Annotated in this window: 23 protein-coding genes and 5 tRNA genes; 15 read left to right on the forward strand and 13 right to left on the reverse strand. The window is 64.7% G+C overall.

The window, feature by feature from the left end; all coding sequences use genetic code 11:
• Window positions 1–22 precede the first annotated feature (22 nt).
• From I6L48_RS14745 to I6L48_RS14760, 4 genes are all read left to right on the forward strand, one after another.
• Window positions 23–913, forward strand: a complete 891-nt coding sequence (locus I6L48_RS14745) for a DMT family transporter (protein ID WP_216987383.1) — start codon at window positions 23–25, stop codon at window positions 911–913.
• A 73-nt stretch (window positions 914–986) separates the two neighbouring features.
• Window positions 987–2,165 carry a formate-dependent phosphoribosylglycinamide formyltransferase gene (purT, locus tag I6L48_RS14750; protein ID WP_216987384.1) on the forward strand — a complete coding sequence of 393 codons (1,179 nt, stop codon included), beginning with the start codon at window positions 987–989 and terminating at the stop codon, window positions 2,163–2,165.
• 128 nt (window positions 2,166–2,293) lie between these two features.
• Window positions 2,294–2,953 carry a hexitol phosphatase HxpB gene (gene hxpB, locus I6L48_RS14755; RefSeq protein ID WP_010674632.1) on the forward strand — a complete coding sequence of 220 codons (660 nt, stop codon included), beginning with the start codon at window positions 2,294–2,296 and terminating at the stop codon, window positions 2,951–2,953.
• Window positions 2,954–3,089: 136 nt separating this feature from the next.
• Entirely contained in the window at window positions 3,090–3,293 is a 204-nt protein-coding gene (locus tag I6L48_RS14760) for a CPXCG motif-containing cysteine-rich protein (RefSeq protein ID WP_042014369.1), read from the forward strand.
• 78 nt (window positions 3,294–3,371) lie between these two features.
• Here the strand turns inward: I6L48_RS14760 and I6L48_RS14765 are convergent, their stop codons facing one another.
• The gene (locus I6L48_RS14765; protein WP_113070650.1) at window positions 3,372–3,662 is read right to left on the reverse strand and encodes a YciI family protein; all 291 of its coding nucleotides are present in this window, start codon (window positions 3,660–3,662) and stop codon (window positions 3,372–3,374) included.
• 102 nt (window positions 3,663–3,764) lie between these two features.
• Window positions 3,765–4,376, reverse strand: a complete 612-nt coding sequence (locus I6L48_RS14770) for a riboflavin synthase subunit alpha (protein WP_216987385.1) — start codon at window positions 4,374–4,376, stop codon at window positions 3,765–3,767.
• A 133-nt stretch (window positions 4,377–4,509) separates the two neighbouring features.
• Between I6L48_RS14770 and I6L48_RS14775 the strand changes: the two genes are divergently transcribed.
• From I6L48_RS14775 to I6L48_RS14805, 7 genes are all read left to right on the forward strand, one after another.
• Window positions 4,510–4,716 carry a YaeP family protein gene (locus I6L48_RS14775; RefSeq protein ID WP_010674629.1) on the forward strand — a complete coding sequence of 69 codons (207 nt, stop codon included), beginning with the start codon at window positions 4,510–4,512 and terminating at the stop codon, window positions 4,714–4,716.
• A 151-nt stretch (window positions 4,717–4,867) separates the two neighbouring features.
• The gene (locus I6L48_RS14780) at window positions 4,868–6,247 is read left to right on the forward strand and encodes an MATE family efflux transporter (protein ID WP_029314480.1); all 1,380 of its coding nucleotides are present in this window, start codon (window positions 4,868–4,870) and stop codon (window positions 6,245–6,247) included.
• A gap of 194 nt (window positions 6,248–6,441) precedes the next feature.
• Window positions 6,442–6,518 (forward strand) — tRNA-Val (locus I6L48_RS14785).
• 11 nt (window positions 6,519–6,529) lie between these two features.
• Window positions 6,530–6,606 (forward strand) — tRNA-Val (locus I6L48_RS14790).
• A 17-nt stretch (window positions 6,607–6,623) separates the two neighbouring features.
• A tRNA-Val gene (locus I6L48_RS14795) sits at window positions 6,624–6,700 on the forward strand.
• Between the two features lie 121 nt (window positions 6,701–6,821).
• A tRNA-Val gene (locus tag I6L48_RS14800) sits at window positions 6,822–6,898 on the forward strand.
• Window positions 6,899–6,937: 39 nt separating this feature from the next.
• Window positions 6,938–7,014: transfer RNA gene (locus I6L48_RS14805), tRNA-Val, on the forward strand.
• A 140-nt stretch (window positions 7,015–7,154) separates the two neighbouring features.
• Here I6L48_RS14805 and I6L48_RS14810 read toward each other — a convergent pair.
• Window positions 7,155–9,557, reverse strand: a complete 2,403-nt coding sequence (locus I6L48_RS14810; RefSeq protein WP_216987386.1) for a DNA polymerase II — start codon at window positions 9,555–9,557, stop codon at window positions 7,155–7,157.
• Window positions 9,558–9,800: 243 nt separating this feature from the next.
• Here I6L48_RS14810 and I6L48_RS14815 point away from each other — a divergent pair, with 243 nt between their 5' ends.
• On the forward strand, window positions 9,801–10,679 hold the full coding sequence (locus I6L48_RS14815; protein WP_216987387.1) for a pirin family protein: 879 nt from the start codon (window positions 9,801–9,803) through the stop codon (window positions 10,677–10,679).
• A 60-nt stretch (window positions 10,680–10,739) separates the two neighbouring features.
• On the opposite strand, the gene I6L48_RS14820 is transcribed toward I6L48_RS14815, so the two are convergent.
• From I6L48_RS14820 to I6L48_RS14835, 4 genes are all read right to left on the reverse strand, one after another.
• Window positions 10,740–11,600, reverse strand: a complete 861-nt coding sequence (locus tag I6L48_RS14820) for a PA4780 family RIO1-like protein kinase (RefSeq protein WP_029314478.1) — start codon at window positions 11,598–11,600, stop codon at window positions 10,740–10,742.
• Window positions 11,601–11,694: 94 nt separating this feature from the next.
• Entirely contained in the window at window positions 11,695–12,690 is a 996-nt protein-coding gene (locus I6L48_RS14825; RefSeq protein WP_216988082.1) for a lauroyl-Kdo(2)-lipid IV(A) myristoyltransferase, read from the reverse strand.
• 154 nt (window positions 12,691–12,844) lie between these two features.
• Window positions 12,845–13,834 carry a lipid A biosynthesis (KDO)2-(lauroyl)-lipid IVA acyltransferase gene (locus I6L48_RS14830; protein WP_042863819.1) on the reverse strand — a complete coding sequence of 330 codons (990 nt, stop codon included), beginning with the start codon at window positions 13,832–13,834 and terminating at the stop codon, window positions 12,845–12,847.
• Between the two features lie 220 nt (window positions 13,835–14,054).
• Window positions 14,055–15,035, reverse strand: a complete 981-nt coding sequence (locus I6L48_RS14835) for a TDT family transporter (protein ID WP_039039171.1) — start codon at window positions 15,033–15,035, stop codon at window positions 14,055–14,057.
• A gap of 103 nt (window positions 15,036–15,138) precedes the next feature.
• On the opposite strand from I6L48_RS14835, the gene I6L48_RS14840 reads away from it, so the two are divergent.
• Complete coding sequence (locus I6L48_RS14840; protein ID WP_039039086.1) at window positions 15,139–16,023, forward strand: LysR substrate-binding domain-containing protein; 885 nt, start codon at window positions 15,139–15,141, stop codon at window positions 16,021–16,023.
• An 85-nt stretch (window positions 16,024–16,108) separates the two neighbouring features.
• Here I6L48_RS14840 and I6L48_RS14845 read toward each other — a convergent pair whose 3' ends face one another.
• From I6L48_RS14845 to I6L48_RS14860, 4 genes are all read right to left on the reverse strand, one after another.
• Window positions 16,109–17,086 carry a Gfo/Idh/MocA family protein gene (locus I6L48_RS14845; protein WP_216987388.1) on the reverse strand — a complete coding sequence of 326 codons (978 nt, stop codon included), beginning with the start codon at window positions 17,084–17,086 and terminating at the stop codon, window positions 16,109–16,111.
• A gap of 35 nt (window positions 17,087–17,121) precedes the next feature.
• Window positions 17,122–17,979: a deoxyribonuclease IV gene (nfo, locus tag I6L48_RS14850; protein ID WP_042880583.1), complete on the reverse strand. Its 858-nt coding sequence runs from the start codon at window positions 17,977–17,979 to the stop codon at window positions 17,122–17,124.
• A gap of 180 nt (window positions 17,980–18,159) precedes the next feature.
• Window positions 18,160–19,071 carry a sensor domain-containing diguanylate cyclase gene (locus tag I6L48_RS14855; RefSeq protein WP_216987389.1) on the reverse strand — a complete coding sequence of 304 codons (912 nt, stop codon included), beginning with the start codon at window positions 19,069–19,071 and terminating at the stop codon, window positions 18,160–18,162.
• Window positions 19,072–19,462: 391 nt separating this feature from the next.
• A complete protein-coding gene (locus I6L48_RS14860; RefSeq protein WP_216987390.1) occupies window positions 19,463–21,499 on the reverse strand; it encodes a glycoside hydrolase family 3 protein in 2,037 nt (678 codons plus the stop codon).
• A gap of 231 nt (window positions 21,500–21,730) precedes the next feature.
• On the opposite strand from I6L48_RS14860, the gene I6L48_RS14865 reads away from it, so the two are divergent.
• Entirely contained in the window at window positions 21,731–22,741 is a 1,011-nt protein-coding gene (locus I6L48_RS14865) for an AraC family transcriptional regulator (RefSeq protein ID WP_216987391.1), read from the forward strand.
• Here the strand turns inward: I6L48_RS14865 and I6L48_RS14870 are convergent.
• Window positions 22,721–23,656, reverse strand: coding sequence for a LysR family transcriptional regulator (locus tag I6L48_RS14870; protein WP_216987392.1), 936 nt, complete (start codon window positions 23,654–23,656; stop codon window positions 22,721–22,723). The genes I6L48_RS14865 and I6L48_RS14870 overlap by 21 nt on opposite strands.
• A 130-nt stretch (window positions 23,657–23,786) precedes the next feature.
• Between I6L48_RS14870 and I6L48_RS14875 the strand changes: the two genes are divergently transcribed.
• A complete protein-coding gene (locus I6L48_RS14875) occupies window positions 23,787–24,545 on the forward strand; it encodes an SDR family NAD(P)-dependent oxidoreductase (protein ID WP_010674615.1) in 759 nt (252 codons plus the stop codon).
• Window positions 24,546–24,640: 95 nt separating this feature from the next.
• On the opposite strand, the gene I6L48_RS14880 is transcribed toward I6L48_RS14875, so the two are convergent.
• A complete protein-coding gene (locus I6L48_RS14880; RefSeq protein ID WP_041215229.1) occupies window positions 24,641–26,074 on the reverse strand; it encodes a glycoside hydrolase family 1 protein in 1,434 nt (477 codons plus the stop codon).
• Between the last annotated feature and the right edge of the window lie 156 nt (window positions 26,075–26,230).

Raw genomic sequence — 26,230 nt, forward strand, 5'->3', positions numbered from 1 at the left:
TTTTGTACGTGATCCGGATCTCATGACCTCCTCCCGCAGGCACTCCCCCTTTGCCGGCGCCGTCTGGATGATGGTGGCAGGCCTCTGCTTCGCCGCCGTCAACAGCCTGAGCCAGTATGTCAGCTTCACGCTCGGCCTTCCCTCGACCCAGGTCGCCTTTCACCAATATCTGATAGCCCTGGTCTGCCTGCTGCCCTGGCTGGTGCGCCACGGTCTGCGCCAGTCCCTGATGACGAACCAGCTGCGCCTGCACCTGCTGCGGGTCGCCCTGGCGGTGACCGGCATCCAGTTCTGGCTCTGGGCCCTGGCGGTCCCCGTCCCCATCTGGCAGGGGATCGCGCTCTTGATGACCTCCCCCCTGTTTGCCACCCTGGGATCAGCCCTCTTTCTCAAAGAGCAAGTGAGCTGGGCCCGCATTCTCGCGACCCTGGCGGGGTTTGTGGGCGCCATGCTGATCCTGGCCCCCTGGACCGACGACTTCACCCTGGCCTCCCTGCTGCCGGTGGCGGCCGCCCTCTTCTGGGCAGGCTACTCCTTGCTGGTGCGCTATCAGGCGGCCAGCGAGTCGTCCCACACCATCGTCGTCTATCTGCTCGTCTTCAGCACCCCGTTCAACGCCATGCTGGCGATCCCTGAATGGCAGTGGCCAAGCGAAACCCAGTGGCTGCTGGTGGCCGCCTCTGGCGTACTGTCGGCACTGGCCCAGATGTCCATCGCCCGCGCCTACAGCGTGGCAGAGGCCTCCTTCGTGCAACCTTTTGATTTTGCCAAGCTGCCCATGAACGTGCTGGCCGGCTGGCTGGTATTTGGCTGGGCCCCCCCCGGCCGCTTGTGGCTGGGGGCGGCCATCATCATCGGCGCCATCACCCTGCTCACCCATCTGGAGCAGCGCGCCCACCCACCCACTTCCTGAGGTACGCCATGCGTGCCTCTTTTTTTGCTCACCCGGATCAGCCCTGCTGACCACCGACCTCAGGAGAGATCAGATGTTTGGAACCGCCACCCGCCCCACTGCGACCCGCGCCCTGCTGCTGGGATCAGGCGAACTCGGCAAGGAGGTCGCCATCGAGCTGCAGCGGCTCGGTATCGAGGTGATCGCCGCCGACCGCTATGCCAACGCCCCCGCCATGCAGGTGGCCCACCAGGCCCGCGTGCTGGACATGCTGGATGGCGCAGCCCTGCGCGCCCTGGTGGCCGAGGTCAAGCCCGACCTCATCATCCCCGAGATTGAAGCCATCGCCACCGACACCCTGACCGCCCTCGAGCAGGAAGGGGTCAAGGTGGTGCCCAATGCCCGCGCCACCCAGCTCACCATGAACCGGGAGGGGATCCGTCGCCTCGCCGCCGAAACCCTGGGGCTGCCCACCTCTGCCTACCGCTTTGCCCAGAGCAAGGAGGAGTTTGTGGCCGCCGTCGAGGCCATCGGCTTGCCCTGCGTGGTCAAACCGGTGATGAGCTCCTCCGGCAAGGGGCAGAGCCTGCTGCGCGACCTCGCTAGGCTGGATGAAAGCTGGACCTATGCCCAGGAGGGGGGCCGTGCCGGTCGTGGCAAGGTGATTGTCGAAGGCTTCGTTCCTTTCGAGTACGAGATCACCCTGCTCACGGTGCGCGCGGTCGATGGCATCCACTTCTGCGAGCCTATCGGCCATCGTCAGGAGGATGGCGACTACCGCGAATCCTGGCAGCCCCAGGCCATGAGCGAGCTGGCCCTGGCCCGCTCCAAGGAGGTGGCGGCCAAGGTGGTCGAAGCCCTTGGCGGCTACGGTCTGTTCGGGGTCGAGCTCTTCATCAGGGGTGACGAGGTGTGGTTCAGCGAAGTCTCCCCCCGCCCCCACGACACCGGCATGGTGACCCTGATCTCCCAGGATCTCTCCGAGTTCGCCCTGCACGTGCGCGCCATCCTGGGGCTGCCCGTCGGCACCATCACCCAGTACGGCCCGAGCGCCTCTGCCGTGGTGCTGCGGGAGGGCCACAGCCAGGATATCCGCTATCAGGGGATTGGCGAGGCACTGGCCCTGGTGCCGGGTGCCCAGTTGCGTCTCTTTGGCAAGCCGGAGATTGCAGGTCGTCGTCGCCTAGGGGTGGCGCTCGCCCGTGGGCAGGATTGCCAGGAAGCCGTGGAGCAGGCCAAGACGGTGGCAGCCCGGGTCGAGGTACTCTTCTAGGCAATCCGCTTTACCACGCAAAAACAAACGTTTATCTGCGTGATCCGGCGCAAGGGGCAGGTGACTGCCCCTTTCCCATTGGAGCACCGGGCTTATAATCCCCCCTTCACCTATGTCAGGAGTACAAGATGTTAACTGCCGTGATCTTCGATATGGATGGTGTTCTGATCGACTCGGAACCCTTCTGGCAACGGGCACAGATGGCCGTCTTCGCCGAACTGGGCCACTTCCACACCGAGGAGGACTGCAACTCCACCATAGGGGTGCGCATCGATCAGCTGGTGGCCCACTGGTACCGGATCCGCCCCTGGAGCAGCCCCAGCCAGGAAGAGGTGGTACAGCGCATTCTGGATCAGGTGATCGCGCTCATCCTGCAAGAGGGACAACCCAAGGCCGGGGTGCTGGAAGCGCTCGACCTCATCGAGGCGCAAGGGCTCAAGATCGGGCTCGCCACCTCCTCCCCGTTTGCCATGGTCGAGGCGGTGCTCGGCAAACTCGGCATCCAGGACCGTTTCATGGCGGTCCACTCCGCCGAGGTGGAGCGCTTTGGCAAACCCCACCCGGATGTCTATATCCACGCCGCCGAGAAGCTCGGCGTCGAGCCTGTGCACTGTCTCGCCATCGAGGACAGCTTCACCGGCCTGCTGGCAGCCAAGGCAGCCTCCATGACGGCGCTGATCGTGCCGGACCCGGCGCTGGTCGGCGATCCCCGTCTGGCCATCGCCAACCACGAGCTGCGCTCTCTTGCCGAGCTGAACGCAGAGATGCTGGCCGGCTGGGTCAAGTAGGCAGCACCCTGGCGGACTGACCTCCTGCCTCCCTTGAGCCCGCTCATAAACGTGCGCTTGCTCGCGGTTGCGCCGCCTTGTGGCGACTAGAATCAGCAGGAGCACAGAGACGGCCCACGGGCCCGAGGAGGTCACCATGATCGAATACACCAGCAAGCGTATCGTCTGCCCCCACTGCGGCCACCACACCCGGGTCGAGCTGGATGCCAGCCAGGGGGATCAGGAGTTCTACGAAGATTGCATGGCCTGCTGCCACCCCATCCACCTGCGGCTGCACCGGGATGAAGCTCGCGACTGCCTGCAACTCTTCGTGGATGCCGACGACGAGCAGCTGTTCTGAATCCCCCTGTCCAGACACAGACAAAAACAAACGGGACCCTGTGGGTCCCGTTTGTTCTGGTGCCATCGTCAGGCTGGATCACGCCTCCCTCAAGCACGCCGCCTTCGCCGACGTCATGGTCGGAACAAACTCCACTACCTGATAATCGGCCACCTCTGCCTGCTTGAAGGGATCCTCTGCCAGCATCGCCTCCAGGGCGTCTCGGCTCACGCCCTGCGCCAGTATGACGCCCCCGACTCGGGGTACCCGACGCCCGGATGCCAGAAAATGGCCTGCGGCATAGTGCCGCTCCAGCCACGCAATGTGGGCCGGGATCAGGGCATCGATCTCCGCCAGCGGTTTCACATAAGTCAATGTCACGACAAACATAGGGAAGTCTCCAAGGCTCTGGGGCGGCGCCTCTTCCACAAGAGGGCGCCTTTCCCGTGATGCCGCCCTCCTCTTCGTACCCTGGGGGCAGCGCTCAGGTGGTCACTGGCGCGCCGCCAGCACCCGCTCCACGGTGTCAACGATGGCCTGGGTCTGGGGGTCAATCTCGATGTTGGTCTGCCAGCCGGCCTTGACCCAGCCCAGGTTGGTGCGGGCCAGGGTCTCGGGGATCAGGTTGACGCAGAATTCCCTGGCGCGCACCTCGCCCACGGTGAGGCTGATGCCGTCGATGCCGATGTAGCCCTTGGTCAGCACGTACTTCATGAGCGCAGGAGCGAGGCGATACCACACCTGGCGGTTGTTGGGGGTGTCGATGACCGAGGTCACCTCGGCCGTCCCCATGATGTGGCCGGACATGGCGTGACCGCCAATCTCGTCCCCAAAGCGGGCGGCCCGCTCCACGTTGACCTTGTCACCCACCACCAGTTGCCCAAGGTTGGTGAGGCGCAGAGTCTCCTGCATCAGATCGAAGCTGACCAGATCCCCCTCCACCCGGGTGACGGTCAGGCAGCAGCCGTTGTGGGCCACCGAGGCCCCCAGGGCCAGCCCCTCGCCCCAGGCCGGGCTCGGCATGCGGATCACGTGGGTGCGAAAATTGGGCAGTGAATCGATGGCCACCAGTTCGGCGGTCCCTTGTACGATGCCGGTGAACATGAGTCTCTCCAGGCTGTGAAAATTGTCGGCAGGTTACCCCCGGCCACCTTGCAAGACAAGGGTGCCGGCTGACAAGGAGAGGCGCGATCGCTATAGTGACCCCAATCAATCCAGACTGAACGAGGAAACAAAAATGCAGGTATATCAATGCTGTGAAGCCATTCGCATCGCCTACAACCAGATTGGCTCCGGTGAGCAGGGTTATGTGCCCCAGGCCATCGCCGCCAGCATACGGGCGCTCAACGCCGTGGCCTCCGACGAGCGGGTACCAGCGGATCTGCGCGAGCAGGCGGCCTATGCCGCGGCCAACCTGCTGATCAGCGATCACGAAGACGCCTGATCCCGGCTACAAATCTGCCGCCGACCTTCCCCGTTGGCGGTTTTTCAGGCTAGAATGACACCCCCGCATTTTGTCTCCTCAGGACGAGGAGGCAAAAGCCCATCTCTCTTGTCCGCTCTTTCTCTTTTATCTGATCCACTCGGAGGTGTCAGTGCAACGTTATTGGTCCGAGGCGAAGCAGCTCGTTCGTCTAGCCAGCCCCATTCTGGTCGCCCAGGTGGCCCAGATCGCCATGAACTTCGTCGATACCGTGATGGCGGGACAGGTGAGCGCCGTGGATCTTGCCGCCGTGTCGGTGGCGTCCAGCTTCTGGTTGCCGATCATCTTGCTGGTGCAGGGCATCATCATGGCCCTCACCCCCATCGTTTCCCAGCTCAACGGCGCCCGCAAGCAGGACGAGGTACGCCCCGCCGTGCACCAGGGCTTCTGGCTCGCCCTCATCGTCACGCCCATCGCCATGGTGGCACTCTACTTCAGCCCCCTGGCACTGCAGTTCATGGACGTGGATCCCGTCATGGCGGCCAAGACTGCCGGCTACCTGCACGCCATCCTGTGGGGCCTGCCCGCCTTCGTGATGTTCCAGGTGCTGCGCAACTTCAGTGAGGGGCTCTCCCACACCATGCCGACCATGGTGATCGGGTTCGTGGGGCTCGCGGTCAACATCCCCGCCAACTACATCTTCATTCACGGCCACTTCGGCATGCCGAAACTCGGCGGCGTCGGCTGCGGCGTGGCCACTGCCATCGTGCTCTGGGCCATGCTGCTGGCGATGATCGTCTATGTGAAGTGCTCTGCCCACTTCAAGCGCATCAACCTGTTCGCCCAGCTGGCACGCCCCAACGGCAGCCGGATCTGGCGCCTGTTTCGCCTGGGGTTTCCCATCGCCATGGCCATCTTCTGCGAGGTGACCCTGTTTACCGTGGTGGCCCTGATGCTGGCCCCCTTCGGTGCGGAGACGGTGGCGAGTCACCAGATTGCGCTCAACTTCTCCAGCCTGGTCTTCATGCTGCCCCTCTCCATCGGTGTCGGCGTGACCATCCGGGTCGGTCACAACATAGGGGAAGGTCAACCGGATCAGGCCAGGGTCGCCGCCCGCACCGGCCTGATGCTGGGCATGGGAGTCGCCGCCGCGACCGCCGCCCTCACCGTGCTGCTGCGCGACCCCATCGCGGGGATCTACACCGACGACCTGCAGGTGATCGGCCTCGCCGCCACCCTGCTCTTCTTCGCCGCCATCTACCAGATCTCCGATTCGGTACAGGTGGTGGCCGCGGCGGCCCTGCGCGGTTACAAGGACACCCAGGCCATCTTCTACGTCACCATCGTCGCCTATTGGGGGCTGGGTCTGCCCACCGGCATGATCCTGGGGCTGACCGACTGGGTGGTACCGCGCATGGGCCCTCAGGGCTTCTGGATAGGCTTCATCGTCGGTCTCACCTCCGCCGCCCTGATGCTGGGCGCACGGCTGCGCGTCATCTACGGCCGCTTCGCCAGCCCCGCGGCCTGCACCGCCCTCTCCCGGGCGCAATAGGGCGCGGCCAGGGGCACGGGGAGCCGCACTTTTGGGGCGGCTCGCCTGTAAAATCAACAGGCTGCACAAGAACTGGGCAAACAGTCTCCTTTGTGCATGTCCCTTGTTGACAGCCTTGGGGGCCATGGGTAGTATGCCGACCACGCCAGCAGTGCTGGCGGGATAAAACGGGTTTTCAGCCCGGTTTATGAAGTGGGTTTATAGCTCAGTTGGTTAGAGCACTACCTTGACATGGTAGGGGTCGTTGGTTCGAATCCAATTAAACCCACCACTTTTCGTGATGCGTCCTTAGCTCAGCTGGTTAGAGCACCACCTTGACATGGTGGGGGTCGGTGGTTCGAATCCACTAGGACGCACCATCACGAAACCCTGTTATGCGTCCTTAGCTCAGCTGGTTAGAGCATCACCTTGACATGGTGGGGGTCGGTGGTTCGAATCCACTAGGACGCACCATAACAGTTTGAATAAATTGCAGATATGAATTTGATGTGGGTTTATAGCTCAGTCGGTTAGAACAGTACTTTGACATGGCGTAGGCAATGTCGTTGGTTCGAATCCGGTTGAACACAGATGTGGGTTTATAGCTCAGTTGGTTAGAGCACTACCTTGACATGGTAGGGGTCGTTGGTTCGAATCCAATTAAACCCACCACTCCCCTGCAATGACACACAAAGTCGCCTTGCGCACCCTGCGTCCTTAGCTCAGCTGGTTAGAGCATCACCTTGACATGGTGGGGGTCGGTGGTTCGAATCCACTAGGACGCACCAGATTTGAAAAGCCCGCTTGATAGCGGGCTTTTTGCATTGGTCGGCTCTGACATCCGCTCTCCCCCGTCATCTGCCTCCTGTCCCCTCTGGCCCGCGGGCCGCCATTGTCGTGCCATGGCCACCGCGTTTACCTCGCGTTGTCAGAAGAGATCGAGCTGCTGGCCGCAGATCCGCTCGAACGACTCCCCCACAAAGGGAAGGATGGCGTCGGCGATGGGCCTGAGCTGCTTGTCGATGTAGTGCTCGTAGTCGACGGCGCTGCGCCGGTACTCCAAAGGCTCGGGGCCGTTCAGGGTCATCAGGTAGGCGATGGTGCCCCTGTGCTGATAGCGCTGGGGCAGGCCGCGGCGCAGATTCTCCTCGTCCGCCAGGCGCGCCGCCCGCACATGGGGCGGCACGTTCTTCTGATACTCCTCGAGTTTCTGGCGCAGCCGCTTGCGGTAGATGAGCAGATCGTCGTGACGGCCGGCCCGGGTCTCGTCCACCATGGTGCGCACATAGCTGCTGGGATCCTGGTCGTGGAACACCATTTCGTAGAGCCGGGTCTGGAATGCCTTGGCAAGGGGGGTCCAGTCGGTGCGCACCGTCTCCAGCCCCTTGAACACCAGGTGCTCCCCTTCCCCTTCGCCCACCAGTCCCGCATAGCGTTTCTTGCTCCCCTTCTCCAGCCCGCGAATGGTGGGCATCAGGAAACGGCGGTAGTGGGTCTCGTACTGGATCTCCAGATGGCTCGGCAGGTCGAACTCCCGCCTGATCAGCGCGGCCCAGTTGTCGTTGATCATCTTCGCCAGTCGCTGGCCAATCTCGTCCGCCTGTTCGAGACGGATATCGCTCCCCAGGTGCACGAAGGTGGAGTCGGTGTCCCCATAGATCACCTCGAACCCTTCTGCCTCTATCCACTCCCGGGTCTGCTGCATGATGCCGTGGCCCCGCAAGGTGATGGAGGAGGCGAGCCTCGGGTCGTAGAAGCGGCAGCCCCCCGACCCCAGCACCCCGTAGAAGGAGTTCATGATGATCTTGATGGCCTGGGAGAGGGCCTTGTTACTGGCGGCCTTGGCCCGATCCCGCGCCGCCCAGAGGGTGGCGATGAGATCCGGCAGGAAGTGACGGGTTCGGGAGAACAGGGCGCCGCGAAAGCCTTGAATGGCGTTGTCCGGATGTTTGAGCCCCTCCACCAGCCCCATGGGGTCGATGCAGAAGGTGCGGATGATGCTGGGATAGAGGCTCTTGAAGTCGAGCACCAGCACGTGGCGATAGAGCCCCGGCTTGGAGTCCATCACATAGCCGCCGGGGCTTGCAAGCCCGCCGTCTGCCGGCAGGTTGGGCGCCACATAGCCACCGCGGTGCAGCCGTGGCAGATAGAGGTTGGTGAACGCCGCCACCGACCCGCCCACCCGGTCGAGCTCAAGACCGGTGAGGGAGGCGCGCTCGATGGCGAAGGGGATGAGGTGGCAGAAATCGAAGATCTCCCACACCAGCCTGCAATCTTCCAGGTTGTAGCGGGCCAGCGCCTCCTTGTCGGAGTGGAACAGTTCGGTGATCTTCTCCCCCCGGTTGGCCACGTCCTCGATGTCCTTGCCCCGCCCGAGCAGCTCGCTCGCCACCGCATCCAGGCTGTAGTTCGGGAACTGCCAGGTGGCGCTCTTGAGGGTATCGATGCCGTCCAGCACCATGCGCCCCGGGATGATGACGTTGCCGCTCTGGGGGTCGTTTCGGGACGAGCGCCAGAAGCAGAGCTCCCGCCCGCGCCCGAGCCGCAGCCGCCGCTTGTGGAGTTCGGCGCGGCGCAGCAGCAGGCGAAAGTCGAAATTCACCACGTTCCAGCCGATGACGAGATCGGGATCGTGCAGGCTGAACCAGCCCTCCAGGGCAGCGAGCAGGGCGGGCTCGTCCGCCACCCACTCGACGGGGGTCTCCCAGTCCTGCGAGTCCGGCTCCGGGGCACCAATCATGATGACCCGCGCGTCCTCTTCGCTATGAAGCCCCACCGAGAAGAGAGTGCCATCCATGGCGCACTCCACGTCCAGGGAGACCCAGGAGAGGGTCGGCGTCACCGCCTGCGGCGCACAGCGCGCCTCGTTTACCTCCCAGTAACCCTGCCTGCCCCCCTTGCGCCTCGCCTTGCCGTCAAAGCGCATCCCGGCGGTGATGAAGCGCTCCATGAGAAAGCGCTCGGGCAGGCGGATATCCGCCTCGAAGTGCTCCAATCCGCGGATGAGCAGCAGCTCGATGGCGCGGTGAAAGGCGCTCAGGGTGGCAAAGTAGCAGCCCACCACCCGGCTCCCCTCGAAGGTGTGCATGGGGAGGCGGCGAAAACGCCCCCTCACCCCGGCCCCCTTGAAGAGCTCTGCCGCCTCCTCCAGGTGGCGTTCCGGCAGGAAGAAGACCGGCTCCTGCCCCGGCACCACCACCCGTACCGGTCCCTGTGCGCTCCAGAGCCACATCACGATCTCGGTACGCCCCTGCACATCCCGACCATGGCGGGTCAGGATGAAGCCGTCGAGCGGCGGGGTCACGGGAGGGAGGGGCTGGATGTCGGTCATGCAGGTGGTCGGGCTCAAGAGTGGGATGGGACTATTGTACGTTCATACAGTACCCGGCTGCAATTGCCGGGCTAGGCCCTCAGGGCAGGCGCTGTGCCCCGTCTTTGCCATCCGGCGCCGGATTGGGGCATAGTAACCTCGGCATCACCCACCGGCACCGGGCGAGACGGCATGTCCAACTCCCGGCAGACGCTGCGACCTGCGCGCGCGTGCGCCAACCTTTTCCTCGACAAGGAGCACCCCATGACACAACAGTGGCAACGCATTGCCTCCCGCCTCACCGATGTGGGCGGCATCCCGGTGGCTCGCGCCATCCCGGTCAAGGAGCGGCGCACCATCGGGCCCTGGTGTTTTCTCGATCATATCGGCCCGACCCGCTTTGCCCCCGGCGCCCCCGGCATGGATGTGGGGCCCCACCCCCACATCGCCCTGCAGACCTTCACCTGGATGCTGGAGGGGGAGATCCTCCACCGGGACAGCCTGGGCAGCAAGCAGGTGATCCGTCCGGGCCAGGTGAACCTGATGACCGCAGGACGGGGCATCGCCCACACGGAGGAGTCGGTCCCGAACCAGCCCGATCTGCACGCCGCCCAGCTCTGGATAGCCCTGCCCGAGGCGGATCAGCATACCCCGCCACGCTTCGATCACTACCCGACGCTCCCCCGCTGGCAGCAAGGGGAGATCACCCTCACCCTGCTCATCGGCGAGCACGGCAGCCGGCGCGCCCCCACCCTGCACTTCTCCCCCATTCTGGGGCTGGATCTGCACGCCCCCGAGGGAGGCGAGATCACCCTCCCCCTGGATCCCGCCTTCGAGCACGGCCTCTTTCCCCTCGCGGGGGAGACCATCGTCGCAGGGGAGGCCCTGGCCCCGGAGCAGTTGCTCTATCTGCCCCCCGGCAACCGGGAGGTGGTGCTGACCCTGCGCCCGGGCGCCCGGCTGCTGCTCATCGGCGGCGAGCCCCTGCCCAGACCGCTGCAGATCTGGTGGAACTTCGTGAGCGTCGACAAGGAGGCCATTCGCACCGCCGCCGCCGACTGGGAGAGCGGTCATCCGCGCTTTGGCGAGGTGACGGGTTACCAGGGGCCCCGTCTCAAGGCGCCGCCCCTGACCGGGCTCTGAGCCAGGGTTCCAAAACAAAAGAGCGCCCATGGCGCTCTTGTTGATTGGGATGAAGGCCCGTCAGGACTCCTCTTCCTGCTCCGCCTGCAACCTGGCCCGACGGGCCATGGCCTCCTCCTGGGCACTCTCTATCTCGTGCAGCACGCCATCCAGATCGATGGCCTCCCGGCTCTCTTCGAACAGGCCGGTGAGCTCGGTCTCGGGGCCCAGCTTGCCATCCTCGAACAAGGACCACATCTCCCGGGCATACCGGGTCTTGAGCAGCTCGGGGGCATACATGCCGTAGTAGTTGCGCATGTTGTCGACATCCCGCTCCAGCATGGCCCTGGCCTGGTTGTTGGCGGCGGCATCCACCACCTGGGGCAGGTCGATGATGACGGGCCCCTCTTCGTCCACCAGCACGTTGAACTCCGAGAGATCCCCGTGAATGAGGCCGGCGCAGAGCATGCGCACCACGTAGCGGATCACCTTGCCATGATCCACCAGGGCCTGCTCACGGGTCAGGGCCACGTCGTTGAGACGAGGAGCGACGTTGCCGTCGGCGTCGGTGATGAGCTCCATCAGCAGCACGCCATCGAGGCAGACATAGGGCCTGGGCACCCGCACCCCGGCCGCCGCCAGCTTGAACAGGGCATCCACCTCGGTGTTCTGCCACACCTCTTCGTGCTGCTTGCGACCGTACTTGGAGCCCTTCTCCATGGCGCGGGCATCGCGGCTGCTGCGCACTCGCCGCCCTTCCTGATAGACCACGGCCTGCTTGAAGCTGCGCTTTGACGCCTCTTTGTAGACCTTGGCGCAGCGGATCTCGTCGCCGCAGCGCACCACATAGACGTCGGCCTCTTTGCCGCTCATCAGCCGGCTGATGACATCGTCCACCAGGCCGTCATCAACCAGAGGTTGGATTCGATTTGGAATTTTCATGACCGCCCTTTTACCCTATTTGCACCTTGTTTGCACCTGTTTGCTGGTGGCCTGCCACCCCTGTCAGAAACGGCCCGCAAGGGGGCCGTGTCGATCAAGGTTCCGGTGGCAGCCCCTGGCGGATGCGGCGGATCCCCGCCTCGTAGAGACCGTCTTCGCCCTGATCGTGCTCCTGGGTTTCGAAGATCTTGAGAAACCACATGTACTGCTCGGGGAAGCGGCCAAGCTGCTGCTCCACCATGCGGTTCATCTGGTTGACGTCCGCCACCAGATCCGCGGTGGGATAAGGGTCGAACGGCGCCTCGATCTCCAGCCGGTAGCACCCCTCGTCCTCGTCGTAGCAGGCCAGAATGGGCACGGCGCGGGCACCGGTCAGCTTCACCAGCTTGGGCAGGGCCGGCAGGGTCGCCTTGGGGTGGTTGAAGAAGGGCACGAAGAGGCTCGCCTCCCGGCCGTGATCCTGATCCGGCAGATAGAAGAAGCTGTCGCCGCTGCGCAGGGCCTTGATGGCGGGCTTGATGCCGACGCTGCGCTCGTAGATACGCCCGCCCTTGCTGCGCTCGCGGTTGATGTACCAGTCGAACACCGCATCCTTGGGGCTTTTCATCATGGTGCACATCTTGATCCCCTGGAGGGGGAAGAAGCGGCCAATCATGTCCACCGCCCAGGTGTGGGGCACCACGAAGATCATGGGGCGACCGGCTGCCCGCTCCGCCTCCACGTGCTCCCAGCCGCTCACCTTGACGCGCCCCTTGAGGAAGTCGGGGCTGCGCCAGGTCAGCTCGCCAAAGCCCAGGAAGGTCTTGAGCCCCACCCGGATGGATTTCAGCAGCAGGGCCTGACGGCCCGCCTCGTCGAGATGGGGGAAGCAGATCTTGAGGTTGGTGTCGGCGATGTAGGCCTGCTTCCTGGAGACGCGCAGCAGCAGGGGGGCCAGGTAGTCGGCCAGCTTGTCCCGTGCCCTTGCCGGCACCCAGGCCAGCAGGGAGAGCAGGGCGACGGCCAGCCAGCTGCCCCACAGACGGGGGTGCAGCAGGCGCGGATGAAAAGAGGTATCAAACACCGGATCTTGTGCGGACATGGTCGCCATCGAATCATCAAAACAGACCGTCATTTTAGTGATCCTGACAACTTTTTCTACCCTGCCCTGCACAGCGCCCCCGCGCCAAGTCACTGATCAGACAAGTTAGAAATAAAAAGTGGCCCGCTTGGGGCCACATTTTTGCACCGGGTGAGCGCAAGGCTCAGGGGTGAGGAGCAAGGCCCCGGCGGATGCGCCGGATCCCCTCTTCGTAGAGGCCATCCGGCCCCACCTGATCCTCACGGGTGTCGAAGATCTTGAGGAACCACATGTACTGGCCCGGGTGGCGGCAGAGCTGGCGCTCCACGCTGTCGTTCATGCGGCAGGTATCCGCCATCAGATCCCCGCTCGGGTAGTCGGCGTAGGGAGCCTCGACCTCCAACCGGTAGCCGTGCGCCTGCTCGTCATAGCAGGCCAGCACCGGCAGGGCCCGGGCACCGGTCAGCTTCACCAGCCGTGGCAGGGCCGGCAACGTCGCCTTGGGGTGGTTGAAGAAGGGGGCGAACAGGCTCGCCTCCCGGCCGTGATCCTGATCCGGCAGATAGAAGAAGCTCAGACCGGATTTCACCGCCTTGATCACCGGCTTGATGCCGGCGCTGCGCTCATAGACGCGGCAGCCGTGCCGGACCCGCGCGCCGTTGATGTGCCAGTCGAACACCGGGTTGCGGGCGCTCTTCATCATGGTGCACATGGGCAGGCCCCGCTGGGCGAAGTAGTAGCCCGCCGCGTCGATGGGCCAGCTGTGGGGCACCACCAGGATCACCGGTCGGCCAGCGGCCTGCTCCGCCTCGATATGTTCCCAGCCGCTGACCTGGATCCGCCCCATCACGTGGGCGGGGCTGCGCCAGGTGAACTCGCCAAAGCCCAGCAGGCTCTTGAGGCCGACCCGGATGGAGGTCATCAGGATGGCCTCCCGCTCGGCCTCGCTCTTCTCCTTGAAGCAGATGGCGAGGTTGGTCCTGGCGATGTAGATCTGCTTCTTCGAGATGGCGCATACCAGGGGCGTCAGAGCATCGGCCAGGCGATCCCGCCAGCGCGGGGGCACGAAGGCGAGCACACCGATGGCGCCGAGGGCGAGCCAGCTCAACCAGTAACGGGGGTGCAGCAGACGAGGCTGGAATCGGGCGTCAAACACGGGATCAGATGAGGACATGGGGCACGACAAAACAGTGGGAAGATAAAGTGGCGCGCATCGTGACAGGTATTACCAGTTAACGCCAACTGAATGTCGCCTGTATGGGCAACTATTTAAGCCACTTCACGGATTGACAAAAATAATCTGCTTCATTTGATTCCTCTCTGTGTCACTGCATCACGAACGGCAGACCCCGCACGGGCGGGGTCGATGACGAGGGGGGATGAAAACCTTGTGCCTAGCGGCGTGCGGGCTGCCCCGGCAGGTCATCCTGCACGGCCGGCAGGAAGAACATCAGGTAACGCAGGGCCACGTAACCCACCACCAGGGTGGCCACCCCCAGCTCCAGATAGGCCAGCTGATGGAGCTGCTCGGCATAGCGGGCCGCCTGTGGCCACTGCGACAGCAGGTGACTCACCTTGAACAGGGCGGTGGCCCCGATCACCAGGGGGAAGGTGAAAGCGGCGTAACCCGGCGAGAACGGCAGGCGCAGCAGCTTGATGAAGGCCAGGTAGATGATGCCGGTCATCAGCACGGCGATCCCGAGCAGCACCGCCACCAGCAGCAGGGAGGGATCCTGGCTCACGGTGAGGTAGCCGGCCAGCGACAGGCTCGCCGGGGCGGCCAGGATGGCGATGGTGGGCTTGGCGGCATCCGGCACCTCGTGGCTGAAGATGAGGCGATAGAGCATCAGCGGCAGCATCAGGCCGTAACAGGCCATGCCGAACCAGAGCAGGCCGGTGGCCAGGGATGCGAAGGGACCGCCCGGGTAGGCCACGTCAGCCACGATGATCCCCACCGGCGGCACGAACCAGCTCGGCACCATGTGATGGATTTCAAACGCTCTGGCCCTGTGCCAGACGAAGGTGGCGAGGAAGACGAGGTGGATGATGACCGCAAACAGCCAGAGCCCCTGCCCCAGGGTCGGGGCGAGCAGGCCGACCGCCTTGGAGACCACCATGGTCCCCATGGCGTAGGTGGGCACCACGCTGCCCACCACGGGATGGGCGAGATCCTGCCACAGCAGGCGCGGGTGGATCAGAAACTTGAAGGTCAGGACGAGGAGCAGCACGGCGGCGATGGCGGCCCCTAGCAGTTGCAGACGGCCATCGAACTGACCGGCATTTTCCCAGCACCAGCCGAGGCTGGCGATCCCCAGAGCCAGACCGGCCATGGGGGTCGGGGCGGCGGCCAGGGAGCGGCGGGTTCTTGCGATCATGGCGAATACCCTCTTGATGATGACGATGGGCATAGGATAAAGGGGGTCTATCGTTTACGATATCTAAATGAATTGAACTTAGCGTTTAGGAAAATCAAACGATATGAAGCTCACCCTGCAACAACTCAAGGTGTTTGCCACCATTGCCCGCCACGGCAACCTGGGGGGCGCCGCCAATGAACTCTGCCTGAGCAAGGGGGCCGTCTCCCAGTCGCTGCAGGAGCTGGAGCGCCAGCTCGCCACGCCCCTGTTCGACCGGGTGCACCCGAGGCTCCAGCTCAACAGCGAGGGGCGCCTGCTGCAACCGGCCGCCGAGGAGCTGCTGACCCGAATGCAGGAGATAGAGCAGCTCTTCAGCCCCGATGCCGAGCCGAGCGGCCAGCTGCACCTCGGGGCCAGCCAGACCATCGGCAACTACCTGCTGCCCGCCCTGCTGGCGGAGGGGGCCCAGGAGCTGGGGGCCGCCCCCAGGGTAACCATCGCCAACACCCACCTCCTGTGCCATGCCCTCGCCCACTTCGAGCTGGATCTCGCCCTCATCGAGGGGGAGAACCACCACCCGGACCTGGTGAGCGAACCCTGGCTGGAGGACGAGATGCTCATCATCGCCGCCCCCGGTCACCCCCTGGCGGATCAGCTCGAGCTGCCCCTGCGCCGGCTTGCCGGGGAAACCTGGGTGCTGCGCGAGGCGCAATCCGGCAGCCGCGAGCAGTTCGAGCAGCAGCTCCAGCCCCACCTGCCCCGCTGGCAGGCGGGGATAGAGCTCAATACCCTGGAGGCGGTGATGCTGGCGGTGGAGAAGGGGCTCGGTATCTCCTTCATCTCCCGCCTCGCGGTGGCGGACCGACTGGCACAGGGGCGCCTGGTGGCCCTCACCCCGAGTCGCCGCTTCCCACGCCAGCTCTCCCTCGTCTGGCACAAGCAGAAGTTCCACTCCGCCGCCCTGCGCCGCTTCCTGGCCTTCTGCCGCGCCCAGACCCTGGCGTGAGAACCCCTTCGGATACGACAAGGGCGCCATTGGCGCCCTTGTCGTTCAAGCGATGAGCCCCCCGGCCCTCAGCCCTTCCCCGGCCTCAGCTTGCGAGTCCCCCTTCAATCCAGCCGAGCACCTGCCGGGTCACGGCCTGGGGCACCCAGGGGGAGTCCAGCAGCCGGTGGCGCAGGCAATCGGCGAAGTGATCCGCCTCGTGCTGCATGCCGCCCCCCTCCACCGGCAGGTAGATGTCCGCCGGCCAGATGACGGGGGCAGGCCCCCCTTGCCAGCGAATGTGCTGGGGATTCCACCACTTGCCCTCGATGACCAGGCTCCACCCCTCCCCGGACAAGGACGCTTCCCGCTCGAGATCCTCGATGATGGAGGCCCCGAGTTCGGCCCGAAACGGCTCATCGAACGTGAAGCTGGCGGCGAGATCCACCTCCCCCGGAGCCCGCGTCAGCGTCACCTCGGGGGCGGGGCAGCCCAGCCCCAGCCGATGGCAGAGGGCGGCATGGAGCCAGAGGGGATAGACCCCCACGTCCCAGGCAGCGCCGCCATCCAGCGCCGGATCGAACAGCTTGCCCACCTTCGGCTGGGCCGAACCGAACGCCGCCCGCAGCTCGCGCGGCGGCGGCAGCAGGGACAGGCGCTGCAACAGGGCGCGCATGGCGGGGAAGCACATCACCTTCATGGCCTCGAGCAGCAGCAGGCCCCGTGCGTGGGCGAGCGCCACCAGGGCGTCCCAATCCGCCACCCGGGTCACCGCCGGTTTCTCCACCAGTACGTGCTTGCCCGCCAGCAACATCTGCCTCACCAGGCCCGCGTGCTCCGGGTGGATGACCGCCACATAGACGGCCTCCACCTCGGGGCTGGCGGCCAGGGCCTCATAGCTGCCATAGGCGTGGGGCAGCCCCAGATCCCGGGCGAACTCGTCCGCCCGTCCCTGGTCCCGGGCGGCGATGGCCACCACCTCGGCTCCCCTGGCGTGCCCGTTCACATCGCGGCAAAAACGCCGGGCGATGGCCCCCGCCCCGGCAATGCCAAAGCGCAGGGGCGCCCTTGTCTCGTCGTGCATCGTCTCTCCTTGCTACCCAATGGTGGACCCCGGCATCACGCCGGGCGCGGGCTCCCGGCCAGGCTGCGCAGCCAGCTTATCTCCTCGCCCCAGATGGACTCGTCGATGGTCTCGAGGATAAGCGGGATGCCGTCAAATCGGTCGTCGTTCATGATGTGGTGGAACACCGCCTCGCCGAGGTTGCCCTCCCGCAGGCTGTGGTGACGGTCGACCCGACTACCGAAGGTACACTTGGCGCCGTTGATATGCATCCCCTTGAGGTACTGGAACCCCACGATGCGGTCGAAGTCGGCAAACACCGCCTCGCACCCCTCGGGGGTACGCAGATCGTAACCGGCGGCGAAGGCGTGGCAGGTGTCAAAGCAGACGCCGACCCGACTCTTGTCCTCTACCCCGTCGATGAGGGTGGCCAGATGCTCGAACGACCAGCCGAGGTTGGTGCCCTGACCTGCGGTATTCTCGATCACCGCCGTCACCCCTTCACTGCGCTCCAGCGCCCAGTTGATGGACTCGCTCACCAGCTTGAGGCTCACCGCCTCGGGGATCTGCTTGAGATGGCTGCCCGGGTGGAAGTTCAGGTAGCACAGCCCCAGTTGCTCGCAGCGCTTCATCTCGTCCAGGAACGCATCCCGGGACTTGGCGAGGGCATCGGGGTCGGGATGACCCAGGTTGATGAGGTAGCTGTCGTGGGGCAGGATCTGCTCGGGGCGAAAGCCCTCCTTCTCGCAGGCGGCCTTGAAGGCGCGAATGCTGGCCTCGGAGAGGGGCGCCGCCTGCCATTGGCGCTGATTCTTGGTAAACAGGGCGAAGGCGTTGGCCCCGATGGCTTTGGCCCGGGCGATGGTGTTTTCCACCCCGCCCGCCGCACTGACGTGGGCTCCGATAAATTTCATCTCATCTCCTGTGCACTGTGACCGGGTGCCTGCCGCGCTGGCCACCGCACCCGTTGCCGGGGCGCCATTATGCCCAAGCCAACCCCTTGCGCCAAACCGGGATTGTCGATGGGGGCAATGGAAAAGGCGCCCGAAGGCGCCCAGGGACACTCTCTTCCCTGCCCTCGCCGGGCCTTCGCACTAGCCGGGAGTGAATTCCACCCGGTTGCGGCCTCGCCGTTTCGCGGCGTAGAGGGCATCATCCGCCCGCTTGAGAAGGGTGCTGAGGGCGCCGTCTTCAGGTGAGGAGGATGAATACCCGATGCTCGCGGTCAGCCTGATGGACTCGCCCTCGTACTCGATCACCTGGGCCTCGATGAGGGCGCGAAGGCGGTCGAGCACGGAAAACGGGGGCTCGCTGTCCCCCCCCGTCATGATCATGGCAAATTCCTCTCCCCCGATTCGGGCGAAGATATCCTCCTGCCTCATGTTGCGCTTGACGAGGCTGGCCACCGCCTTCAATGCATGATCCCCGGCGACATGACCATATCGGTCATTGAGACGTTTGAAATGGTCCAGATCCAGAATGGCGATGATAAAAGGGGTGTCCGTCAGCCTGGACAATATCAGCCGCCGTTCCCCCTCATTCATGAAGGCCCGGCGATTGGCGGTCTCCGTCAGATAATCCGTGCAGGCCTGCTGCTCCATGTCGGCGATTTGAAGGTGCAGCTGGATATTGAGGGCCAGCCAGTTCGCCAGACATTGCAATACCATGGCGTGGTCGGCGGTGTAATAGCCCTTCTCGTGGTGGGCGACATTCAGGGTCCCGATACTGACCGTTCCCTGAATCATGGGGGCATCCATGCAGCAGCCCATGCCGTGCCGGGAGAGCATCTCGCAATCGAGATCCGCGGACTGGGCCAGGTCGTCGCATATTCTCAGCATGCCGGTCGAAAATACCCGGCCCACCATGGTCCCTTGAATGGGCACCAGAAAATCCATGGGAATGGCATTGTTGCCCATCACCGAATAGAGCGTCAGGGAGTCTTCATTCTCCTTGATGGTGATGCTGACCCGTTCGGCAGAAAAAAGATGGAATATCCACTTCGCCATCACGTTCAATACATCCTGAAGGGACGCGGCCCTGGTCAGGTCCTGAATAAAGGTGACCGGGATGGTGATTGTCTTGCCGGGCCCCAGGCTGGACAAAAAATCTGGATCAAATATTTTTTCGTTATTGTGATGGTGCATAGCTACCTCGCCCATTTTTATTATTGCCGCCCACGCTGTCCGATATGCCGGCCGCCAGGTGTCCAGATATTATTTGCCAGTGCCCCTCTCATGGGTGCCCAGAGTATAACAACCGGGCTGGTTCTGAAATGCTCCTCATCTGGACCACATACTCTCCCACCAGCAGCGCTGGCCAACAGGCGTGGCCATCACCACCGCCCCATGAAAAAGGCGCCCGAAGGCGCCTTGATGAGAGACAGAACATCCCTGTCCGTCAATAGGCCAGACCGGCCCCGTAGGGATAGAGCGGACTTTGTGAGTCCTTGGCCACGTCCGGGGACTGGGCCAGCACCGCCTGCCAGCTGGAGGGCAGCTCGAAGGGGAGCTTGCCGCGTGCCTTCTGGGTGCCGCTCATGACATCGAACAGGGCCTGATCCAGGGCGCCGAAGTTGGCGAGCAGCACCCGGGCCGCCGGGGCCACCTCGGTCAGGATGGCGGGCCTGTCCAGATAGACGGAGAGCACCAGAGGCACCCCGGCCTGCTCGATGGCCTGGATGGCGGCATAGTCATCCGCGCCGCGGTAGACCCCTTCGTGGGCCGTCTCCTGCACCACCTGATCATTGCTGGCAAAGCCGAGCTGGCCGAAGTGGATGCTGCCAAACGGGAAGCGGGGATCCTGCTCGCCCGGGGCGTTGACCCGCACGATGGCAAGCTCCGCGTCGGCCAGGTTCGTCACCACCGTATAGCCGTTGGCCCTGGCCACCTCGGCGTTGACATTGTGCAGATAGACCCGCTTGCCGTCCGCCTTCAGCGGCAGCAGGGCCCCCTCGTTCTTCAGCAACACGTGAGACGCCGCCTGGGCGGCCTGGGCCTCTTGCTGGAACTCGGTCTTGCCCACCAGGGCCACCGCGGCCTCGGCATCCACATAGGGATTCTCGAAGAGCCCGAGGGCAAACTTCTGGGCCAGGATCCGCTCGGCCGAGGTGGTGATGGCCGCCTCGGTCACCAGGCCGCTCTGCACCGCCGCCAGCAAGGGAGCGGGATCTTCCACGCCACCAAACTGATCCACCCCGGCGTCGATGGCCTTGGCATAACGCTCGGCCTTGGTGAGCTTCTCCACGCCCCAGGACATGCCAAAGGGCACGGTCCAGGGGCTCACCCCGGCATTGACCTCATCCTGGGTCAGCCCCTGCTCGCAACGGCTATCACAGTCGTTGACGATGCCCCAGTCGCTCAGCACCACGCCGTCAAACTTGAAGTGGCCCCGCAACAGATCCGTGATGATCTGGCGGTTGAAGCCAAACCCCACCTCCTCGACGGGCTGCCCATCCTGGGTCAGGCCCAGGGGCATGGCGTAATAGGGCATCACGGCCCCCACCCTGGCCTCGAAGGCGCCCTCGAAGGGCACCAGGTGGTAGGCGAACTGGCCGCCGGGGTAGACCTGCTCCTTGCCCCAGGGGTTGTGGGCATCCAGCCCGTCCTTCTGGGGACCGGCCCCGGCGAAGTGCTTGACCACGGTGACCACGCTCTCCTTGCCTATCCCCTCGCTCCCCTGCTGGAAGCCCTCGATGTAGGCCTTGACCAGGGACTTGGCGAGCAGGTTGTCTTCCCCGAAGGTGCCGTTGATGCGCCCCCAGCGCGGCTCGGTCGCGAGATCCGCCTGGGGCGAGAGGGCCTCGTGGATGCCGACGGCCCGGTACTCCTGACGGGCGATGTCGCCAAAGCGCTGCACCAGGGCGGCATCGCCGATGGCGGCCAGCCCCAGGGTTTCGGGCCACTGGGAGAAGGCCCCGGCACCGATGCTGGTGGCGTTGGGATCATGGGTGAAGTGGTTGCGGGGATCCGTGCTCACCGTCATGGGGATGCCGAATCCCACCCCTTCCAGCAGGGCCTGCAGGGTGTTGTTGTCCGCGGCGATGGCCGCCGGATCACCGGCCATGCGGGTGATGAAGGTGTTGACCCCGTCCTCGCGCAGCATCTTGTCCATGGCCGCGAGGTTCACCCGCCCCGCCCCGTCCAGCACCAGGGTGCCGTGCATCATCAGCCCTGCCTTCTGGGCCAGGGTGAGCCTGCCCACCAGATCCCGGGCTCGCTCGGCGGCGCCGAGGCGCCAGTCCTCGTAGGGGGTCAGGGTGCCGCTGCCATCGAGATCCTTGAATTGCAGGCCGTCCTGCTCGATGAGGGTGACAGTGCGGTGGCCCAGGACGGGCTGCTCGGGCTTGGGGGTGGAGTCGTTGTCGTTGCACCCTGCCAGCAGCAGGGCCCCGATGGCGAGGGCGACACGGGTTCGGGAGAGCGAGTGGTGTTTCATTGTTGTTATCTTCCTTGTGTGTGTAGGAGTCGCCACTCTATGCAAAAGCGGCCCCTCTCACTTGCCCGTCGGGTGCAGGAAGTTGCCGGTTGGGAGCAGGATTGAAAAGTGTGAAAAGGGTTGCAGGGTTACCCTTGGTTACAAATCTGAAACATGAAAGCGGCGCTGGCTCACGGCAATCCGCCGCCGTTGGCCGATGATGGTGGGCCACCGCTGACAAGGATTTTTGCCGTGAAGACCGTCTCCAACCGGATTGCCCTGCACTGCCTCAACCACTGGCAGGCCCGCGGGCGGGATCCTGCTGCCCTCCTGCACCCCTGCGGCATCGCCCACGAAGAGCTGCTGATCCCCCAGGGGCGGCTCGACACCGGGCGCCACTTCCGGCTGCTGGCCGGGGCAGCCCCCCACGTGGATCTGGCCCTCGACTGGACGCCCCCCGCCCTCCCCGGTCTCTTTGCCGATTTCATGTCGCTGGCGAGCCTGTGCTGCAACGCCGCCACCCTGCGCCAGGCCCTGCACTTCTTTCTCGCCTACCGCCCCCTTATCGGCGAGAGCGACGAGATCCGCCTGCAAGAAGAAGAGGGACAGGCCAGGATCAGCTACCACTCGGAGTCCGATCATCCGGACGTCATCACCCTGAGCAGCCTGGCCAACCTCTGCCACCTCTATGCCCTGCTCCAGTTCTACCACCCGGGCCAGGGGCTGCTGGTGCTGCCCACCCCGGTACGCCCCAGACTGTGGCGTGAGCTGGCAGGCTGGCTGGAAGGGCGGTTGCAACAGGGGGCGGCCTTCGAGCTGCGCTTTCCCGCCGCCTTGCTCGATCTCGCCCACGGGCAGTGCAACCTGCCCCTGCAACCCCTGCTGCTCGGGGAGCTCGACCGGCAGATGGCCCAGCTTCGCCCAAGCAGCCGCTACCGGGACAGGGTGATGACACTCATCCGCCAACAGCTGTGGCAAGAGAGCGCCGAGGCCTCCTCTCTGCTCGATGGGGTGTGCGAGCACCTCAAGCTGACCCGCTGGACCCTCAACCGCCATCTGCGGGAGGAAGGGTGCCACTTCTCGGGCCTGCTGGAGCGGGTGCGCCGGGAGGAGGCCTGCCGCCTGTTGCAGGATCCCGCCCTCCCCCTGCAGACAGTGGGGGAGCGCCTGGGTTTTGCCCGCCAGAGCAGCTTTACCCGCTTCTTTCGCGAGGCGTTTGCCCTCTCGCCCCGCGAGTTTCGCTCAAGGCGCAGCCGCCTCTGAGGCGCCCCCGAGATGGGCGGCGAGCAACCCCGCCAGCCAGTGGATGAAGAGCTGGACCCTGGGGGCCAGTTGGCGGCGATGGGCATAGAGGGCGTGGATGGGGAGCGGTGGCGGCTGCCACTGGGGCAGGATGCTCACCAGCTCGCCCCCCGCGAGCAGGGATTCGACCCCCACCCGCGGCATCTGGATGATGCCAAGCCCCGCCAGCGCCGCCGCCAGGTAGGTCTCGCTGTCATTGACCATGAGGGCCCCCGCCATGGGCAGCAGGGCGCGGCGGCCATCTTCCGCCAGGTATTCAAAGCCGGGTTCGCTGCGCCCCTGCCCGGCACCAAACCCGGGACCATAGTGCACCAGCCGGTGGCCCGCCAGATCCCCAAGGGTGCGGGGCACCCCGTGGCGAGCCAGGTAGCCTGCGCTGGCACAGTTGATCTGGCGATAGTGACCAAGGGGCCTGGCCACCAGGCTGGAGGGCTCAAGCGCCCCGACCCGCACCACGCAGTCAAACCCCTCGCGCACCAAATCCACTCGCCTGTCCGTGCTGCTCAGCATCAGTTGCAGGGCGGGATGCTGCGCCAGAAAGTCCGGCAGGGCCGGGATCACCAGGTGGCGGGCCATCCGGCTTGGCATGTCGACCCGCAGTTGTCCCGAGATCTGCCCCCCCTGGCGAAACAGGCCGTCAAACTCCTCCATGTCCCCCAAAAGCTCCCGGCATCTGGCATAGCAGAGCTGGCCGTCCGTGGTGAGCTGCACCCGCCGCGTGGTACGCAGCAGGAGCCGGGTCCCCATGCGCTCCTCCAGCCGGCGGATGGCGGCAGAGAGGGTCGCCTTGGGGATGCCCGTCTGCTCGGCACAGCGGGTAAAACTCTCCAGCTCGGCAACCCGCACGAAGGCTCTCATCGCATCCAGTTGATCCATGGTCTGATTGTCTCGACAAACGGAACAGTGATTCTATTATCACGCTATTTATCCAGTTTAAAAGGAACAATACAGTGATCCGGTCGGCTCGTATCGAGCCTGTGTCAGCCACCCTGACAGGAGTCATACCATGACCAGACCCATCGCCCTCATCACCGGGGCCAGCCGCGGCCTTGGCAAGCACGGGGCCCTGGCCCTCGCCGCCAAAGGCGTCGACCTCATCATCACCTACCGCAGCCAGGCCGCAGAGGCGGAGGCGGTGGTGACCCAGGCCCGCGCCCTCGGCGTCCGGGCCCACGCCCTGGCACTGGACGTGGGCGAGAGCGCCACCTTCGCGGCCTTTGCAGAGGAGGTGACGCAACTGCTCGCCCGAGAGTGGCAGCGCACCCATTTCAACTTCCTGGTCAACAACGCCGGGATCGGCATTCATGCCAGCTTCGAGCAGACCACGGAGCAGCAGTTCGACACCCTGCTCAACATCCACCTCAAGGGGACCTTCTTCCTGACCCAGGCGCTCCTGCCCCTCCTGGCAGACGGCGGTCGCATCCTCAACCTCTCCACCGGTCTCACCCGCTTCGCCATGCCGGGTTATGCCGCCTACGCCGCCATGAAGGGGGGCGTCGAGGTGCTCACCCAGTATCTGGCCAAGGAGCTGGGCCCCAGGGGCATCGCGGTCAACGTGCTGGCCCCCGGCGCCATCGAGACCGATTTTGGCGGCGGCGTGGTGCGCGACAACAAGGGGGTCAACGACTTTCTCGCGAGCCAGACCGCCCTTGGCCGGGTGGGTCAGCCCGACGACATCGGTGGCGCCATCGCCGCCCTGCTCTCCGATGACTGCCGCTGGATCACCGCCCAGCGCATCGAAGCCTCGGGCGGCATGTTTATCTAGGCGGTCATGATTTCCTGCTGCACAAACAAGGAAGGCCCCCTCCGATGAGGGGGCCTTCCGGCATTGGGCAGACGAGGTGCGGCGCACCGGGCCCGTTACAGGGTCTTGCCACCGCTTGCAATGACCTGGCTGTACCAGTGGAAGCTCTCTTTCTTGATGCGACGAAGAGACCCTCCCTGCTCGTCCCTGTCCACGTAGACAAAGCCGTAGCGCTTCTGGTAGCCGTTGAGCCAGCTCAGGATGTCGGTGAAGGACCAGGCGCAATATCCAATCAGCTCGACCCCGTCCTGCATCGCCTCCTGGCACGCCTTGAGGTGGCTGTGCAGATAGGCGATACGGTAGTCGTCGTTCACCTTGTCCCCGGCTTCCAGCTTGTCGAACTCCCCCAGGCCGTTCTCGGTGATCATCAGCGGCAGGGCGTAGCGGGAGGAGAGCCGACGCAGGGCGATGCGCATCCCGGTGGGATCGATGGCCCAGTCCCAGTTGCTGGTCTCAAGGTGCGGATTGGGGGCCGTCTTGTAAAGGCCGGGAATGCCGCTGGAGGGCGTAGTGCCCTTCTTGCCCGTGGTGTTGATGCGCTGCATCGTCTGGCCGCCGAGGGGGTTGTCGGTGAAGGTCAGGGTGTAGTAGTAGTTGACCCCGATGTAGTCGGGGGTGCCTTCGCGCAAGAGCTCGAGATCGCCCGGCAGGATCTCCGGCGCCTCGCCGGTCTCCCGCAGATAGGCGAGCGCCGCCTGGGGGTAACGGCCGAAGCAGTAGGCATCCAGCCACCAGAGGTTGGTGAACTCCTCGGCATTCTCGAACGCCAGCATGTCGCTCGGGGCGCAGGAGGCCGGATAGGCAGGGGAGTACGCAAAGCTCGGCCCGATCAGGCCGTTTGGCACGTGCTGGCGAAACGCCTTGATGACCCGGGCGTTGGCGAGAAACGCGATGTGGTTGGCGGCGAAGAAACGCTTTCTGTCCTGCACGGCGGGAGGATGGGTGCCAAGCTGGTAGGCGTTGGTCAGGTTGTAGTTCTGCTCGTTGAGCGACACCCAGTACTTCACCTTGCCGGCGAAGCGCTGATAGAGGGTCACGCAATAGCGCTCGAAGTCGTCGATGATGCGCCTGTCTTCCCAGCCGCCGTACTCATCCTGCAGGGCCTGGGGGAGATCCCAGTGATAGAGGGTCAGCACCGGCTCGATGCCGTGGGCCAGCAGGGCATCGATGAGCCTGTCATAGAAGGCGAGCCCCGCCTCGTTCACCTCGCCACGCCCCGTCGGGTAGATGCGCGGCCAGCTCACCGAGAAGCGATAGGCCTTGAGCCCCATCTCGGCCATCAGCGCCACGTCCTCTTCCACCCTGTGGTAGTGATCCACCGCCACGTCTCCGTTGCTCCCTTCAAAGGTCTTGCCCGGCAGCTTGGTGAAGCTGTCCCATACCGAGGGGCCCTTGCCCTCCTCGTTCCAGGCTCCTTCCACCTGATAGGCGGCGGAGGCGGCGCCCCAGAGGAAACCGTTCGGGAAGTCATTGAACTTGTGATGATGCATCTGGTGTTGCTCCTTCTGCGCGGATGGCGGGGGCCATCCTGTGATACGTCGGCCCCGTACAGGGGCCCGAAATGAGTTGGCACCAGCATCCAACACTTCTAGAATTCCGTCCAATGACAAATATGGCCACCTATCATTCCTATCTGGAATCAAGCG

This window comes from Aeromonas sp. FDAARGOS 1418 (genome assembly GCF_019048585.1).
Taxonomy (GTDB): domain Bacteria; phylum Pseudomonadota; class Gammaproteobacteria; order Enterobacterales; family Aeromonadaceae; genus Aeromonas; species Aeromonas caviae.